16 protein-coding genes are annotated in these 15345 nt (G+C 65.8%); 6 read left to right on the top strand and 10 right to left on the bottom strand.

The genetic code is table 11. The annotated features are described in order from the left end of the window. Positions 1-51: 51 nt before the first annotated feature. Both JYK17_RS25875 and JYK17_RS25870 read right to left on the bottom strand, forming a co-directional pair. Positions 52-1977, bottom strand: coding sequence for a helix-turn-helix domain-containing protein (locus JYK17_RS25875; RefSeq protein WP_222811280.1), 1926 nt, complete (start codon positions 1975-1977; stop codon positions 52-54). 78 nt (positions 1978-2055) lie between these two features. Next, positions 2056-2607, bottom strand: coding sequence for a GNAT family N-acetyltransferase (locus tag JYK17_RS25870; protein ID WP_108015172.1), 552 nt, complete (start codon positions 2605-2607; stop codon positions 2056-2058). Between the two features lie 49 nt (positions 2608-2656). Here JYK17_RS25870 and JYK17_RS25865 point away from each other — a divergent pair, with 49 nt between their 5' ends. Further along, a complete protein-coding gene (locus tag JYK17_RS25865) occupies positions 2657-3256 on the top strand; it encodes a TetR/AcrR family transcriptional regulator (protein WP_108015173.1) in 600 nt (199 codons plus the stop codon). On the opposite strand, the gene JYK17_RS25860 is transcribed toward JYK17_RS25865, so the two are convergent. Then, entirely contained in the window at positions 3249-4004 is a 756-nt protein-coding gene (locus JYK17_RS25860; RefSeq protein ID WP_108015174.1) for a GntR family transcriptional regulator, read from the bottom strand. The genes JYK17_RS25865 and JYK17_RS25860 overlap by 8 nt on opposite strands. A gap of 57 nt (positions 4005-4061) precedes the next feature. Next, on the bottom strand, positions 4062-4454 hold the full coding sequence (locus JYK17_RS25855) for a winged helix-turn-helix transcriptional regulator (protein WP_108015175.1): 393 nt from the start codon (positions 4452-4454) through the stop codon (positions 4062-4064). 94 nt (positions 4455-4548) lie between these two features. Between JYK17_RS25855 and JYK17_RS25850 the strand changes: the two genes are divergently transcribed. Beyond that, a complete protein-coding gene (locus JYK17_RS25850) occupies positions 4549-5394 on the top strand; it encodes an enoyl-CoA hydratase/isomerase family protein (RefSeq protein ID WP_241662240.1) in 846 nt (281 codons plus the stop codon). 67 nt (positions 5395-5461) lie between these two features. On the opposite strand, the gene JYK17_RS25845 is transcribed toward JYK17_RS25850, so the two are convergent. Next, positions 5462-5932, bottom strand: coding sequence for a GNAT family N-acetyltransferase (locus JYK17_RS25845; protein WP_108015177.1), 471 nt, complete (start codon positions 5930-5932; stop codon positions 5462-5464). A gap of 414 nt (positions 5933-6346) precedes the next feature. On the opposite strand from JYK17_RS25845, the gene JYK17_RS25840 reads away from it, so the two are divergent. Next, on the top strand, positions 6347-7636 hold the full coding sequence (locus tag JYK17_RS25840; protein ID WP_222811279.1) for an outer membrane protein assembly factor BamB family protein: 1290 nt from the start codon (positions 6347-6349) through the stop codon (positions 7634-7636). Beyond that, on the top strand, positions 7633-8346 hold the full coding sequence (locus tag JYK17_RS25835) for a maleylpyruvate isomerase family mycothiol-dependent enzyme (protein WP_181362627.1): 714 nt from the start codon (positions 7633-7635) through the stop codon (positions 8344-8346). Before JYK17_RS25840 ends, JYK17_RS25835 begins: the two co-directional genes overlap by 4 nt. An 84-nt stretch (positions 8347-8430) precedes the next feature. On the opposite strand, the gene JYK17_RS25830 is transcribed toward JYK17_RS25835, so the two are convergent. Then, positions 8431-9369, bottom strand: a complete 939-nt coding sequence (locus tag JYK17_RS25830; RefSeq protein ID WP_222811278.1) for a LysR family transcriptional regulator — start codon at positions 9367-9369, stop codon at positions 8431-8433. 134 nt (positions 9370-9503) lie between these two features. Between JYK17_RS25830 and JYK17_RS25825 the strand changes: the two genes are divergently transcribed. Further along, positions 9504-10436 carry an NAD-dependent epimerase/dehydratase family protein gene (locus JYK17_RS25825; protein WP_222811277.1) on the top strand — a complete coding sequence of 311 codons (933 nt, stop codon included), beginning with the start codon at positions 9504-9506 and terminating at the stop codon, positions 10434-10436. Positions 10437-10557: 121 nt separating this feature from the next. Here JYK17_RS25825 and JYK17_RS25820 read toward each other — a convergent pair whose 3' ends face one another. The 4 genes from JYK17_RS25820 to JYK17_RS25805 are packed head-to-tail and all read right to left on the bottom strand — an operon-like array spanning position 10558 to position 14481. Beyond that, the gene (locus JYK17_RS25820) at positions 10558-10962 is read right to left on the bottom strand and encodes a tautomerase (protein WP_128800851.1); all 405 of its coding nucleotides are present in this window, start codon (positions 10960-10962) and stop codon (positions 10558-10560) included. Positions 10963-11007: 45 nt separating this feature from the next. After that, on the bottom strand, positions 11008-12390 hold the full coding sequence (locus tag JYK17_RS25815) for an amidase (protein ID WP_222811276.1): 1383 nt from the start codon (positions 12388-12390) through the stop codon (positions 11008-11010). Then, positions 12387-13559, bottom strand: a complete 1173-nt coding sequence (locus JYK17_RS25810) for a hypothetical protein (RefSeq protein WP_222811275.1) — start codon at positions 13557-13559, stop codon at positions 12387-12389. Before JYK17_RS25810 ends, JYK17_RS25815 begins: the two co-directional genes overlap by 4 nt. Before the next feature lie 4 nt (positions 13560-13563). After that, positions 13564-14481 carry a nitrilase family protein gene (locus JYK17_RS25805; protein ID WP_108015184.1) on the bottom strand — a complete coding sequence of 306 codons (918 nt, stop codon included), beginning with the start codon at positions 14479-14481 and terminating at the stop codon, positions 13564-13566. Positions 14482-14727: 246 nt separating this feature from the next. Between JYK17_RS25805 and JYK17_RS25800 the strand changes: the two genes are divergently transcribed. Next, positions 14728-15216, top strand: coding sequence for a winged helix-turn-helix transcriptional regulator (locus JYK17_RS25800; protein WP_108015185.1), 489 nt, complete (start codon positions 14728-14730; stop codon positions 15214-15216). Positions 15217-15345: the final 129 nt, after the last annotated feature.

Below are 15345 nucleotides of genomic sequence, written 5' to 3'. Positions count from 1 at the left end.
CCTGACCGAGCAATGTGCGCAGTCGAGTTGGTATGGGTCCTTGAGGTCGCTTCAGACGCAGGACGAGGCCGACGACCGGGTGGGCTGGGGTGAGGGCTGAGCTGCGGGCTGACGCAGTTGCGGACGCCCCAGCAGGACGTGGGCAGCGACACCTACGTCCGCGATCGTCATCCTGTTGATGTCGTGCAGGTCGGCCGCCCTTGCTTCGACGTCCATGCCGAGGAGCACTGTGGCGTCGTGGATGTGATGGCGAACCGTTGCCTCGGAAACTCCCAGTGCCGTTGCGGTCCTTCGCGCCGACAGGTCGTTCTCGAGCCATACGCACAACGTGCTTTCGAGGTTTCGCTGATCGGACCGCAAAGGGCTCAGTCGGCTCTCGGCCCATGACCGGACGGCTTCGGCCTCGTGCGCCAATAGGTCGTCGAGGTCGCCAACAGGGCCCGGGACAACCGGTGTTGTGTCGGGCAGGGACAGGATGTCCAGGGCCAGCAGGACAAGGATGCGGTCGTTCGTGGTGTTGAGGTCGAGCCCGAGGACACGGTTCGCCCGTGCCAGTCGCTGGCGCAGGGTGTTGCGGTGAATGCCGAGACCTCGGGAGGCCTCCGCCGGTCTGACGGAGCATCCGATGCGCAGGGTGTCGAGAAGTTGATGCTGCGCGGGGTGTCCCAACACCGGTCGGAGCAGGTTCACGGCCCAGGCATACGCTGCCGAGCGCGGAAGAAGCGGAGCCAGCTTCGGCTGGACACCCGTACTGATCCGACCCGGTACACGCGCCGCGTTCTGGAGCGCCTGGGCGGCCTCAGCGTAGGCGTGGGCGCCGGCCTCCATGTCGCAGGAACGGCTGGCGCCCATCACGAGCCGGCCGCGCTCATTGACGAGAGCACGGAGCTCGGCCCCCACGCTCGCATCGTGTCGTGCAGACGTGACGACGATGATGTGGGTCGGCTTGTCGGGGCAGGGTGTCACGAGAGCCCGGCCACTCAGGTTGTCCTCACACCATCGCAACGTGGCCTCTCGGTCATGTCTTCCGGTGTCGAGGATCCGGACACGGACTTGCCCGGTGTCCGCGAGGGACGGGGCGAGCGCGGGGGCGATGATCTGTGCCTTGGCCGTTCCGGTGCCGAGCAGCAACTGGGCTGCGGCCTGGCTCACTTGACGCGGTTCAAGCAATGTTTCCCGATGCCCGCGCCGCACTTGTTCAAAGAATCCGAGGAACTTGGCCGCGTGGCGCATCAGGCGAACTTCTGGTGCGTCGAAGGGGCGGTGCGACGAGATGCCCAGTACGAGAGTGTCGCCGCCGAAAACCCGGATCGCGCGCGTGTGTTGAGCTGGTACGGCGCTGTCGGCCTGCGTCATGGTGACCAGATGAAGGGCACGGTTCGTGCGGTCGTCAGGGGCGGCCGCCAGGACTCCCCTCTCCTGTGAACCCAGGGCCACATCCGCATCGAGGGCGGAGGACAGCCAGGTGATGATGTCTTTGGCGGCACGGGAGTTCTGGACCCGGGCGGGCAGCCGCTGCATCAGGTCTTCAAGTCGTTCGACATGACGCTCAGCCACGGCGGCCCGCTGCTGCTGGATGAAGTGGTTGACACCGACCCACTCCGAATCTGCGTCCGTCGTCAGGACCGGGAGCCTGAACTCGTCTGCCTGCGCCCGCACTTGAGGCGTAGTGGCGACCGAGCTCTCATGTGTGCGCAGAACCAGTCCAGCCGCGTTGTGGAGACGTAGATCCGCGATGAGATCGCACAGTCTCTTCGCGCCACGCCCCCCTGAAGGGTGTCCCCATGTCACCAACGCCAGACCGCCGCCGGACACGGGGAGATGCTGCGACCTGATGTCATGTCCCGTCTGCCGCGCCGGAACGACCGCGGTGACCTCGGCTACGTGCGTCTCGCCGTACGCGCTTGCCTGCGCCGGATGCGTCCAGCGAAGCCGTAGGTCCGGTCGTGTCTCGATGAGGTGATTGAGAGTGAGCATGCAACCCCTCTCCTCCTGGTCGTTCCGGACCATGCCGGGATCATGGTGCCGCCGCGCTGATGACCGTCGCGCCGGCGTTCAGTTGGCGGCGCTCTTCCACTCGGTTGCGAGAACCGCCCAGATTTCCTTGTCGTAGCGCCTGCCCTCGTACGGCCATGCCTCGCGTCGCAAGCCCTCCCGGGTCATGCCGAGTCGCTTGGCCACTGCGGAACTGCGCGTGTTGTCGGCACGGCAGTGCCATTCGGCCCGGTGCAGCCCACGCGTGGTCAGGGCCCAGTCCACCAAGGCGCCGGATGCCGAGGTGACGAGGCCATGTCCCTCGGCGGACGGCTCCAGCCAGCACCCGATCTCGCAGTTGCCGAGGGCCGCGTCGAAGTGGACGTACATCACGCCGCCCACCAGTACGTCGTCGCGCCAGATGCCGTACAGGCGGGCACCGTCAGCGGCCTGTGACTTGCTGTACCGCTTCAGCGTGGCCCGTGCCTCGTCCACGTCGTCGGTCACGAACCGAGCCCCGACCCAGGGCCGGATGTGCTCGCGCGCCCGATCCATGTGGTCGGCGAACTCCTCCGCATGCCACAACTCCAGCGCTCCCAGGCGTGCGCCGTCCCGCAACGTCAAACCCAACATGACATCCCCTATTCGCATAACAAGCGTTACAATAATATACCGTGGGGTCATGGCACGTACAAAGGGAGATCACGAGGCCCGCAGACGCGACGTTTCCGAAGCGGTCTGGCAGGTGATGGCCACGCGCGGCTTCAGCGGTCTCACCCTGCGCGCGGTCGCCGACCAACTGGGCGCGACGACCGGCCTGCTGACGCATTACTTCCCCAACAAACGTGCCCTTGTGACGTACGCACTGGACCTGCTGGAGGAGCGGACCGTGTCCCGGCCCCGGCGCCCCGCGGGGGCCGGGATCGAGGCGCTGAGGGCAGCACTGCTGGACATGCTGCCGCTGACCGAGGAGACCACCTCCAGCAACCGAATCTGGGTCTCCTCCTGGGACCAGGCCCTGTCCGACCCGGATCTCACGACCGCGTACGCCCACAAGTACGCCCAGAGCCGCGAAGCGCTCCGCGACCGCGTGGCCGCCGCTCAGGAACTCGGCGAGCTGCCTGCGGGTGATCCCGAGCAGGTCGCGGCCGACGTCCAGTCCTTCGTTCTGGGACTCGTCGTCCAGGCCCTGTTCGCGCCGACGGCCTTTCCGCCTGCCCGGCAGATCGAACTCCTGGAGGGGCACCTGGCCGCCATCGCCGGCCCGCGCCCGGTCACGTAGGGAGTTGGATGTGCGCCCGGCTCACGGAAGCGCTCTTGGCGAGAACCAGAAGCACATCGTGTCGGACGCGCTCACATCGTGCACGTGTGGCGGCTAGAGCGCCTTCCGCGTCTCGGTCGCGCAACCGCTCGAAGATGGTCTCGAGTTCCCCGGGCGGACTGGCGATGCCGGGATCGATCAACGCGGCCATGCGCAGGACTCGTTCCAACTCGTCGAGTACGTCCACGACCGTCTTGCCGAGACGGTTGTTGCCGCTGAAGTTGGCGATGATGCCTTCGAACTCTATCCCTGCCCGCAGGGATTCCTCCTGTTCCGCTTCACCTGCCGCCAGCGCCATGGGCACTTTGGACAGCGCTTCGAGTCGCTCCAGCGCCGGCGTCGTGAGTCCGCTGCGCGCCGCGGCGGCGGCCGCCTCGCTCGACAGCAGCGATCTCAAGGCGCACAGATCGTCGGTGTCCTGAAGGGTGATGGGGCTGACGACGTACCCCGCGCGCGGCAGGGCACTCACGAGGCCGTCGCGCCTCAACCGCGCCAGCGCCTCGCGTACGGGTGTCTTGCTGATGTGCCACTGGTGGGCGAGCGACGTCTCGGTGAAGCCGCTGCCAGGGGGCAACGTCAGATCGATGATCTGACGCCTGATCGCGCGGTACGCCTGACTCGTTCGATCAAGGCCGCTCTCATCCCGGCCGATGAGCAGGAGAGCAGGGATGTGTGAGGTGCCGGTCAGCAGGCCGTGGATGTCGGACACCAGGCCAGGATACCAACCCGTGGGGTTGATATCTTTGGAGGAGTGGTTGTGCGTTGGTCAGGCGTCCACCCTGGCGTCGTACGCCCGCTGGCTGCTCTGGATCTCTTCGCTGTGCTCGACGGTCCAGTCGTAGAGGTGCCCGAAGGGCTCGCGCAGTGACTCGCCCAGGGGTGTGAGTGAGTATTCGACGCCGACCGGTGAGGTCGGCAGCACCGTGCGGTGAATCATGCCGTTGCGTTCGAGGCGGCGCAGTGTCTGGGTGAGGACACGTTGCGTGATGCCCTCCAGGCTTCGTTTCAGTTCATTGAACCGGGTGGGTCGCTCCAGCAGCGCCATCACCATCATCGACCACTTGTCCGCTATCTGGTCGAGGATCGGCCGGCTGGGGCAGTCCGCCCGGAAAACCATCCGTGTTTCGGCGTCAACGCCGTGCAGACCGGTGTCCTTCATGATCCTAGGTGCTCCCAAAGTGCGTTCTTGACCGTCTGGGTGCCGTCGCCGACGGTAGGTATGCATTGCAAACCTACATGCCCAGGAGTAACCGATGGAGAACCTTATGACGAACGATGCCTACTCGACCCTGCGCGTGAGCAGCGAACACGGCGTCGCCCGGATCGTCCTCGACAACCCCCCGGTCAACGCGCTCGGAATAACGATGATGCGCGAGCTCCGGACGGTACTCGACGCCCTCAAGGACGATCCATCGGTCCGCGTGATCGTCTTTTCAAGCGCCGACCCGGAATTCTTCATTGCTCACGTGGACATGCACATCGCGGAAGAGATGGACGCCCTTCAGGAACTCGCCGCCTCCGCACCGGCGGACGTCAACGTGTTCCAGGCGTTGAGCGAGCTGATCCGCCACCAGCCCCAGGTGACCATCGTGAAGCTCGCCGGAAAGGCCCGCGGGGGAGGGGCGGAATTCGTGGCCGCAGCCGACATGGCCTTCGCCGCTGTCGAGACTGCCGGACTGGGTCAGATCGAAGCACTCATGGGAATCGTTCCGGGCGGAGGCGGAACGCAGTACCTCCGGGACCGCGTGGGTCGCAACCGCGCCCTGGAAGTGGTCCTCACCGCCGAATTGTTCGATGCCGAGACCGCAGCCTCTTACGGCTGGATCAACCGGGCCCTGCCGGCGGACGAGCTCGATGAGTACGTCGACCGTATCGCCCGTAACATCGCCGAACTGCCTGCCGGCGTCATCGAAGCAGCCAAGCTCGCGCTGCCCGCCGATGACTTCAAGGAAGGGCTCCTGCGTGAGAACGACGCCTGGGCTTCTACGGTCAGCCTGCCGACCGCTCAACGCCTGATCAGCAGGGGTCTGCGGGGCGGGGCGCAGACACGGGCCGGTGAACGCGACCTTGAGGGACTGATGCGCGGCGTGGCGTACTGATCGCCGGGCGCGGGCGCGGGCGGGCGCATGAGACATGAGAGGTTCGTCTGACGGCTGAAGGCGACTGTCATAGAGACCGGGAAAACACTACGCGGTCCTGGTCCGGACCGTCGTAGCCGATCATCGGTTCAGAGCAGTCGAAACCCATGGCTGTATGAAAGAGGATGGATCGGCTGTTGTGCGGCGAGGTTACGGCCTTGACGGTCGTACGGCCTTCTTTGCGCGCGATGGCGAAGAACTGCTCGTACAGGGATCGAGCCAGCCCGGAGCGCCGCATATTCGGAGCCACCCCGGTGAAGTGGATGTAAGCCTCGCTCGACCGTGATGGAGACATGAAGCCGATGACGAATCCGGCGAGTTCGCCGTCCTCGCTCTCAGCGATGAGACTCGTGTCGCAGAAATGGTTCAGATAAAGCCGGTTGAGCAGCCCGGTCACCGGTCGCCCCCACCATCCGTCTATCACGCGCACGATTACGTCATAGTCCTCTGGGCGAGCGTTGCGCGTCACGACGCCGCGTTGCAGATATTCAGCAGTCATGTTTTGCCTTCCGTGCTATCGCTAGGTGCCGCAGGGTCCGAACCCAGCAGCTGCCCATCTGACCACACATCCGCCGATTGCGGACCGTACGTGACGTATTTACGACAGGCGTGGCTTGCGGCTCACCGCCCCATGGTCTGATGTGCGTGGCCTGTTACTCGGGTCTCCCGTGTGCGCGAGTAGCGGCGAATTCGGTGAAATCAGTGAACTGGAAGAGATCGGGATCCGCGCACTATGTCTTTCGGGCCGCCGCCCTCAGTCTTCACCCAATCGACGCGCACAGCGCAACAGCGAAAGCTGCGCCGTAGCAAGATTTGGTGTGCTTTTACTGGCCTCTTGGCCGTCCTCCTCAGTATCGGGGGATGGATGCTGTGGCCGAGCGGTCATTCCCGTTCCACTTCGAATGAACGAAGAGTGGTGCAGTCGCCGGACGGCATACGGGAGACCGTCGAGAAGATTCGACGAAACCCGGAGGGCCAGACGGGCGCCCAGTGGTACGAAGGCGGATACAAGAAGTACGAGACGCATAAGGCGCCCGGCACTTGGGCCACCGCAAAGATAGTCGCCAGGGGAATCGGCACCGGTACCGTCACCGGTGTCGACGTTCGGACGGGCGACAAAGCGTGGACGTTCAAACTCAAGGGACATATCTGCGCGACGACACAGCACGTAACCAACGACGGTGAAACGGCTGTTGTCGCCCAGTCGGAGCCGGCGCACACAGAAGACGGCGCTCCTGCGCTCGACGGCTGCGACGAGGTGATCTTTTTCGATATTGACACGGGGGAGAGGATTTGGACGGCGAAACTTCCCCGAGCCCAATCAGCAACTGTATTCAACACGAACGTGACCATGACCCGCGGTACCGTGGCCGTGGCGTGGGGCGACGGCTCGGCGGCGTACACCATGGACCACGGGCGGCGGCTTTGGGCGAGCACGGGTGCGTCTGCCTGCCGTGACATAGGCTTCGCGGGCGGACGTGCTCTGCTCGCGCTGGTCAACTGCGAAGAAGACGGTGACCCCACCTATAAGGTCCAGAAAGTCGATCCGCACACGGGAAAGCCGAAATGGACCTACCGAGTCAGTCGCGGCATCGAGAGCGTGTACGTACCATCCTCCGATCCTCCGGTACTTGCCGTCGCGGCAGGCGATGACAAGGTCACCGACCTAATTACGCTGGATGGTCAAGGCAGGCATCGCGCCACGATCCCGATGCAGGATTCGTACGACCCCATGTGCTCGCGTCAAGAATACGGCGTAATAGAGCGCTGCGACGCACTCGTCGTCGGACGCGAACAACTCTTCGTCGCAAGCAAAGACTCCATCGAAGTGGACCAAGGCTCCAACTGGATCATTTCGTTCGACTTGGCGACGGGAAAAACTGTGCGCAAGTTCGAGGGGAGAGCCGCATCGCCGATCTACCCCCTGAGGATGAGCGGAGACAAACTCCTGGCGTATCGCGAGAGCGGTATCGACGTGGGACTCTCCGCCGTCATCAGCATCGACCCCAGGACGGCAGAGCAAACTCCGTACCTGCTTTTCGGACTCGATACGCAGACGGGTCCCGAGGTGCAGGATCCCTCGATGGCGGACATCATCGTGGAAGATGGCCGAGTTTTCCTGGCGCCCAAGGAAATCGAGGGGGACGCGATGGACAAGGACAATCTTGCTCTGGTCGTATTGGGTATGGAACCAGCGAAATGATTCCGTGCGTTGACGAAGTGGTGCTCCGGGTCTCGCTGGCGCATGCGCGGTTGCTTGGGCTCGTCGAGCGGCTCGATGACCAGCAAAAAGACGCCGCCTCTGCCCTCCCGGGCTGGAGCCGTGGGCACGTCGTGCAGCACCTCTCTGACAACGCCCGTGCCTTCGAGCGGCAGGCACGTGCAGCCATGCACGGCGAGATGGTCGACATGTACGACGGCGGCCAGGCGGAGCGTGACCGGTCGATCGACTCGGGAGCCGCTCGGCCCTTGGGGGAGTTGTACGAGGAACTGGACCTGGCCCAGCGGGCTCTGGAACAGACGTGGAGTCGCTTGACGGAAGGCGATTGGCGACGCCCTGTCCGTTTCCGTCGTGCCACGGTCGTGGACACTGCGCTGGCAAGGTGGCGCGAAGCCGAGATTCATGCCGTAGACCTCAACGTCGGCTACCGCCCTCGTGATTGGTCAGTGGACTTCGCCCTGCACACTCTGGATTTCCTGTCCGCGCGCACGCCGACCGGCACGCAGCTCATCCTGCGCGCCACGGACGCGGCTTTTGCCCGAACTCTGGGCGTTGGCAGACCAGTTGAGGTCGCTGGTCCCACACGTGACCTCGCGGCCTGGATGGCCGGACGCGAGGTCGACGCCAGTCTGACCTCGACTGACCCTCTCTTGCCGACACTGGGACCCTGGCCTCCGGACCCTGCGGATTGAGCGGGCTGCCTCTATAACGCTCTCGGCCCCCGCTGTTTGTCGCCGGCGAACGACCGGTCGCCTGCCGCCTCGGCGGGGTGATCCTCAGGAGGACGGCCGCGCCTTCGCAGGAGTCGAGTTGTCCCCTCCCAGTTGAGTGCGCACGTCGTGGGGCACGTGCACGCCGTGTCTGCGCATGTCGGCGATGAACCGCGCGGCGAGCGGGTCGGCTGTGGTGGAGGTGACCGCCACCAGTTGCCTGACCCAGTCTGGTGAGAACGACCGGACCGCGCCCGGGAAACCGGCGCTGATCGCGCTCACCGGGCATACCGCGACCCCCAGGCCGGCGGCCGCGAGTTGCGGGGCTGCGACAGTCACCGACGTCCGCATCACAGGTTCCGGGCGGACTTTGGCCTTGGTGAAGGACCGGTCGAGCCACGCGCCGAGGCCGTTGTCCGGAGCGAAGTGGACAAGGCGCACACCATCGAGATCCTTTATGTGGACGACGGGCCGGCCGGCGAGAGGGTGGTCCGTTGGTGCCGCCAGCACAATTTCCTCGTCCGCGACCACGGTGGCCGTGAAGCGGTCGGGCACTGGAGCGGGCATCAGCACCACGTCCACTTCGTCGGCGTCAATGAAGCCGTGAATCTCTTCTGCCGAGGTGGACTCACGCACTGTGATCGTCACCGTGGGGTAACGGTGGTGCCACTCACGAACGACCGGCGCGAGTACGGAGACGAGGCTCTGCGCGCAAGCCAACCGCAGCGATCCCCCTGTCGCTTCGCCGACGGCGCGGGCCGACCGTACCGCGGAGGCAGCCGCCTCGATCGCTCGTCTGGCATCCGCGACGGCGGCGCGCCCGGCAGCAGTGAGCTTGACTCCCCTTGGTTCGCGGTGGAGCAGCACCGTTCCTACCTCGCGTTCCAGCGCCGCGAGTTGGTGGGAGACCGCCGGTTGCGACGAATGAAGCAACCGTGCCGCATGTGTGACCGACCCGGAGTCCGCGACCGCGACAAGGCACTCCAGCGCCCGAAGAGAAGGCATTCGGCAATTTTATCGCAGACCGTCAATCAATGAATCTTTTCGAGGGAATGGGTCGTGGCTGGGGACTGCTTCACCCGTGAGTCCTTCTCGCCCCGAAGCCGGCGAGAAGGCCAATCTCGACGGAGGAGAGTTTCATGGCACGAGCATTCGTCACGGGCGGTTCGGGGTTCATCGGCAGGGTATTGGTGCGCAGGCTCCTCGAAGAGGGGCATTCAGTGGGCGTTCTGGTCCGCAGTGAGGCATCGGCCGCGAAGGTGTCGGCGCTGGGGGCCGAGCCTGTTCGGGGCGAGTTGACCGACCCGACGACGTGGCTCAACGGCGTGGCGGGCAGCGACGTGATGTTCCATCTCGCTGCGGAGACGGACATCAACGCTGATCGTGAGCGCCACGAGTTGGTGACGGTCCGCGGTACCCAGGCAGCCGTAGACGTGGCCCGCCATGCGCACGTCCCCCGGTTCGTCCACTGCGGGAGCGAAGCCGCGCTCCTCGCCGGTGAGCCGCTCGTGGACGTGGACGAGACCGCGCCGCTGCGCCCCGACTCGGAAGCCGCCTACTGCGCGGTGAAGGCCGTGGCCGAGAAGATCGTGCTCGACGCGAACACCGCGGACTTCGCCACAGTGTCGATTCGCCCGAGGTTTGTCTGGGGGCCCGGCAGCATCCTCGTCGAAGGCTTGGCGGAGGCGGCGAAGGCCGGGCAGTTCGCCTGGATCGACGGAGGCCGGCACACAACTGACGTCACGTTCGTCGACAACGCCGTCCAGGGGCTCATGCTCGGATGGCAGCGCGGCCGACCGGGTCAGGCCTACTTCGTCACCGACCAGCACCGTGTCACCCTCCGCGAGTTCCTGGAGACCCAGTTCGAGATCTACGGCGTCGGTGCCCCGATCCCCGACATGGACGCCGAGACCGCCGTCCGCGAAGTCCCCGTTCCCGCCCGGTGGTTCCTCGGGCAGCAGTGCACCCTGCAGACGGACAAGGCCGTGGCCGAACTCGGCTACGAGCCCGTTGTCTCGCACGCCACCGGTCTGGAGGCCGTCAGGAACTCGCTGGCCGTCAGGCGCGCGTGAAGCGCCGTCGGAGTTCAATACGGCCATGGTTGGAGTTGATGGGCGGTTCCCAACGCGCAGAGAACCGCCCACCGTTCGGCAGCGACGACAGGATGTGACTGCGCCCCCGCCTGCCCCTGGATCAGGTGCGTTCGTCGCCTGTCCAGTCCTTGTTGAAGCCGCTGAGATGCGGGTGGTACATCTCGTCCCCCGTGTGTTGCGTGAACTCGACCTTGATCCACAGACTGTCGAGCTGGAACAGGTCGACGCAGGTGTCGATCAGTGACTGTGCGAGCGCTGCCCGGGTCTCGCGCGTACGGCCGCTTCGGATGTCGCACATGATGAGTGCGGACGGCGTGGGGTCCGTATCCTCATGGCAACGCCAGACGCCGCCATCTCCGAGAGCGTGGACAGAAACGGTGAGTAGGTCGGCATTGACCTTCATGTGGTCGGCGTAGATCCGTCCCACACGTCTCGCGAGTTCTTGCTTCAAGGCTTTGGAGGCCACCGAAGCGTCGACCGGCAGGTCGATCTGGATGGATGGCATGGGTGGGGGTCTCTCGTTAGTGTCTGTGGGAGTGTCTGTGGGTCTTCAGCGCGACATTGCTGCGGAGCGGTTCTCGACCCTGGCGGCGATTTCGAAGAGCAGTTCCTCGTCGCCTGTGTTGGTGATCAGCTGGAGCCCTACCGGCAGCCCGTCAATGTGCCCAACTGGCACGCTCAGCGCGGGAACACCCGCCATGTTCCACGGGCTGGTCAGTGAGAGCAGAGCTGCGCGGGTGTCGATGGTTGTGTCGCCGAGCCGCACCGTTCGCTGGTCGATGTGCGGGGCGGTCACCGGAACGGTCGGCATGGCGAGGACCGGATGCTTTTCGAGCAAGTGCAGTACACGGTCGCGGAATTGGCCTCGTGCACGATCGGCCGCCGCGTACTGCTCGTCGCTGACCGATTGGCCGCGGCGAAGCCGGGCGAGGACGTCAGGGTCGATCAGTGACTCCTCGCCGTTGAGATGAGCCTCGTGAACGGCGAATGCCTCGCGCCCCTGCAATGTCGAGAACGTCCGGAACAGGTCGGCGGTGTCGCCCAGTACTCCGGAGTGTGTGTGGGGGGCGACTGCTGGGTCAACTCCGTTGTGTGTCAAGGAGCCATGTACGACCTGGGTGACCCGTGGATCGGTGGGCGCGATCTCGTCGGGCGCCAGCCACGCGACGGCAACATCGCGCACAGAGAAGTCACTTGCCGACATGAGCTTGTGCTCTGTGGGTCCGACGGTGAGGGCGCGAGACGCCAGCAGGGCGTCATGACTGGTCGCCGTGAACAGGCCGACGTGATCGAGCGTCGGCGCCAGCGCATAGACCCCGCTCACAGGAAGCGCGCCGAAGGCCGGCTTGAAGCCGACCACGCCGCACAGGGCGGCCGGCACCCGTACCGATCCCGCCGTATCGGTGCCCAGAGCGAGCGGCACCATTCCGGCGGCGACCGCGGCTGCACTGCCGCCGCTGCTGCCGCCGGACATGTGTTGAGGGTTGACCGGGTTTCTGGACGGACCATGGACCGAACGGTCGCCGGTCGCACCGTAGGCGAACTCGTGCAGGGTCGTCTTCCCGACGATCACGGCGCCCGCTCGCCGTAGCCGGGTGACGATCTCCGCGTCCTGGTCGGCCCGTTGCGTGCCGAAGGACGACGCTGATCCGCATGTCGTCGGCAGCCCCGCGATGTCGATGAGGTCTTTCACCGCTACGGGTATGCCGTGCAGCGGTCCGAGATCGCGTCCGGCGGCGAGGGCTGCGTCCGCCTGCTCGGCGGCGGCCAGTGCGCCGGCCGTGTCGACCAGGACGAAGGCGTTCACGGCCGGGTTGCGGTCCTCGATACGGTGCAGCGCATCACGGACCAGTTGGACCGAAGACGTCGTCCCTTGACGGAGCACGCGCCCCAATTCGGAGATGGTGAAGGGTGTGGTGACGAGGCTGCTCATTGCTTGACTCCTGGAAGTACGGAGAGCTGGGGCACGATCAGCGCCGTACAGATGCTCATGGCGGCGACGTTGCCCACGAAGGGGTGAAACCCGACCGGGAGGCGGCCCGAGATCGCCGCGGCGGTCGGGGGAGCGATGAGCGCTCCGGCGAGGGCCGCGACCAGGGTCGGCAGCAGTGCGCCGTCGTAGGTGAGGACCGTGGCCGGTACGAGGGACGCGGCTGGTACGAAGGTCGGGTAGAAGCCGGCTGCCAGCCAGCGGTGCCGCCAGACGAATACGCCGGTGAGGGTCGACATGAACTGTCCGACGAGGATGGTCACGAACAGGCCCGAACCGTAGGCCAGTGACTGAGGCGACGTCGCGTACGCGAGAAGTGCCCCGACGATGAGTGCCGCACTCGCCCACTCGTTGCCGAAGAACTGCGCTTCGGACAGGTCGGCCAACGCACGGCGGAGTACCCATACGGGCCCCTGCTGTGCCGCCCGCCGACCGGAGGCCGGCGCGGCAGGGGCCTCGGATCGCCATGCCCACGGCTCGGGCATCCAACGAAGCTGGGGGCAGATCAGGAACGTCACCGTCGCGGCCAGTGCCATGCCGCCCGTCGCACCGACGACCGGTGGCAGGTCGAGCGGTTGGCAGACCCATCTGACCAGCCCGATTGCCGCCGGAGGGGCAAGCAGCGCCCCGGAAACGGCACCGGTGACAAACACCCGACGGCCAGGCCCGTAGAGGGCGACCACCGCCGGGGCGACCGAGGCGAGTGGCACGAACAGCGGCTGCCACGTTCCGCCCGCCAGCGTCCCACCCCACACCAGGGCGCCGAGTACGACGCTGAGCAGCGCGGAGCCGGCGACCGAAGGCCAGATCCCGGTCCCGCAAGCCTGGACGAAGCCCTGCAGGTACCAGCCGCGGCGGTGCGCGATGTGGCCGACCAGGCCACCGGCAAGCAGGAGAGCTCCCGCTGATCCGACGGCGTAGAACTGCGGTTCGGAGAACGCGGCGAGCACCCACCGGGCCAACCCCGAAAGGTCGCCGTAGTCGCCTTCCCAGCTGTGCCCGCCCGCCAAGGCCCAGACGGTTACGCACGCCAGGACGACGAACGTAAGCGTCACGAGGGTCCGCAGCGCAGACCCGTACGTAGGTTTCGTCGGGTCGACGACGCCACTCATGCCGTCACCGTGGCAGCGGCGGGGCGCCGCGGTAGCCGAGCATCTGGTCGTAGAGGTCTGTCCGCCGGTCCCGGTGCAGGTCGTTGAGCTCGTTCCAGATCGGCGCCGTCCTCGTCGCGGTGAGGTCCACGTCGGCGTAGATGATCGTGTCCTCGTCGGGACCGGCTATGCGATCGATCGGCCACCCGTTGGTACTCGCGATGAGCGAGTTGCCCATGAAGCCCGCCCCGCGCTCCTGTCCGGTGCGGTCCGCCGTGGCGATGAAGACGTTGTTGACGTGCGCCGCCGTGATCGTGAGGTGGGCGGCCATGCACACGCCGCTCGCGTCGTAGAGCGGCGGCGGGGTCCACACCCAGCCGGTCGGGATGCAGATGATGTCGGCGCCCATCTGAGAGACGATCCGGGCGGTTTCCGGGAACCAGATGTCCCAGCACACCAGCAAACCGATGCGCCCGATCCGGGTGTCGAAGACCTTGAATCCCTCGTCACCGGGCGTGAACCACAGCTTCTCGGTGTTCCACAGATGCGTCTTGCGGTAGCGGCCGACATAGCCGTCGGGTCCTACCAGCACAGCCGTGTCGTAGAGCCGTTCACCGTCTCGCTCGACGATGCAGCCGACGACATACATGCCGTGCTGCGCGGCGAGTCGCTCGAACAGCTGCAGCGACGGTCCGTCCGGGATCGTCTCGGAGTGGGCGAAGGCCTCCTCTCGGGTCTCGAACACGTAGCCGGTCGTTGCCAGTTCGGGCAGGACGACCAGGTTTGCACCGGACTCACCGGCGGCGTTCAGACGCTGTTCGACCGCAGTCGCATTGGCCTTGAGGTTCTCCAGTCCGACCTGCGGCTCGAACTGAACGACGGCGACCCTGGCCGGGCTCACGCGAGCGCGGGCGTGGTGGGTCTCGGCCACTTCGTTGGACATCAGTCACTCCTTGATGGCTGGTCGGCGATGGCTGGTGGGCGGCGATGGCGGGTTTGGCCATGGCTGGTGTGGCCATGGCTGGTGTGGCAGCTGGTTTGACGGTGGCTGCTTCGACAGCTCGCCCGGTGATGGCTGGAGGCGCCAGCTGGTTTCAAAACAAGACCAGGTGGATGGAGAGTATGATGAGTGGTCTAGTTTTGCAACCACTTCGGAACGGCTTGCTCCAGCGGGCAGACAGGAGAACTGATGGGAGCGTCGAAGGTGGCTCTCGCGAAGGCGCCGTGCCCGGTCGCCCGTGCGGTGGACGTGATCGGGGACCGTTGGTCGCTGCTGATCATCCGCGACGTGTTCGACGGGATCTGCCGATTCGGAGCACTGCAGCGCAGCCTCGGTCTCGCGCGGAACATCCTCACCGAGCGGTTGCGCACCCTCGTCGCACAAGGCGTTCTCGAGACCCGCCCAGCCTCGGACGGCACGGCGTACCACGAGTACGCGCTCACCGAGAAGGGTGCCGATCTCTTCACGATTCTCGTGGCACTGAGGCAGTGGGGTGAGGGACACCTCTTCACGGAAGGGGAGCAGCACTCCGTCCTGCTCGACGTCGACGGCGGACGACCGCTCCGCAGGCTGCAGCCGGTCGACGTCGAGGGTCGGCCCGCCAATTACCGCAACTCCTACGTCCGGAAAGTGCCGGAAGGGGTTGAGCAGGAAGAGGACCGGGCGCGCCAAGCTTGAGTTGCGCACCTCGTAGTCGTGGGTCGGTAGAAGTCAGGCCGGCAAGAGATCAGCGGCTCGAACTGGTCTGGCGAAAAGGTCGGCGAAAAGGCCATAGACGGGACGTCGGTGGTCAACGTCCTGACCGGC

Source organism: Streptomyces plumbidurans, from assembly GCF_019857225.1.
Taxonomy (GTDB): domain Bacteria; phylum Actinomycetota; class Actinomycetes; order Streptomycetales; family Streptomycetaceae; genus Streptomyces; species Streptomyces plumbidurans.
Note: the sequence above shows the minus strand (reverse complement) of the source record. Positions and strands in the feature narration are given on the sequence as shown.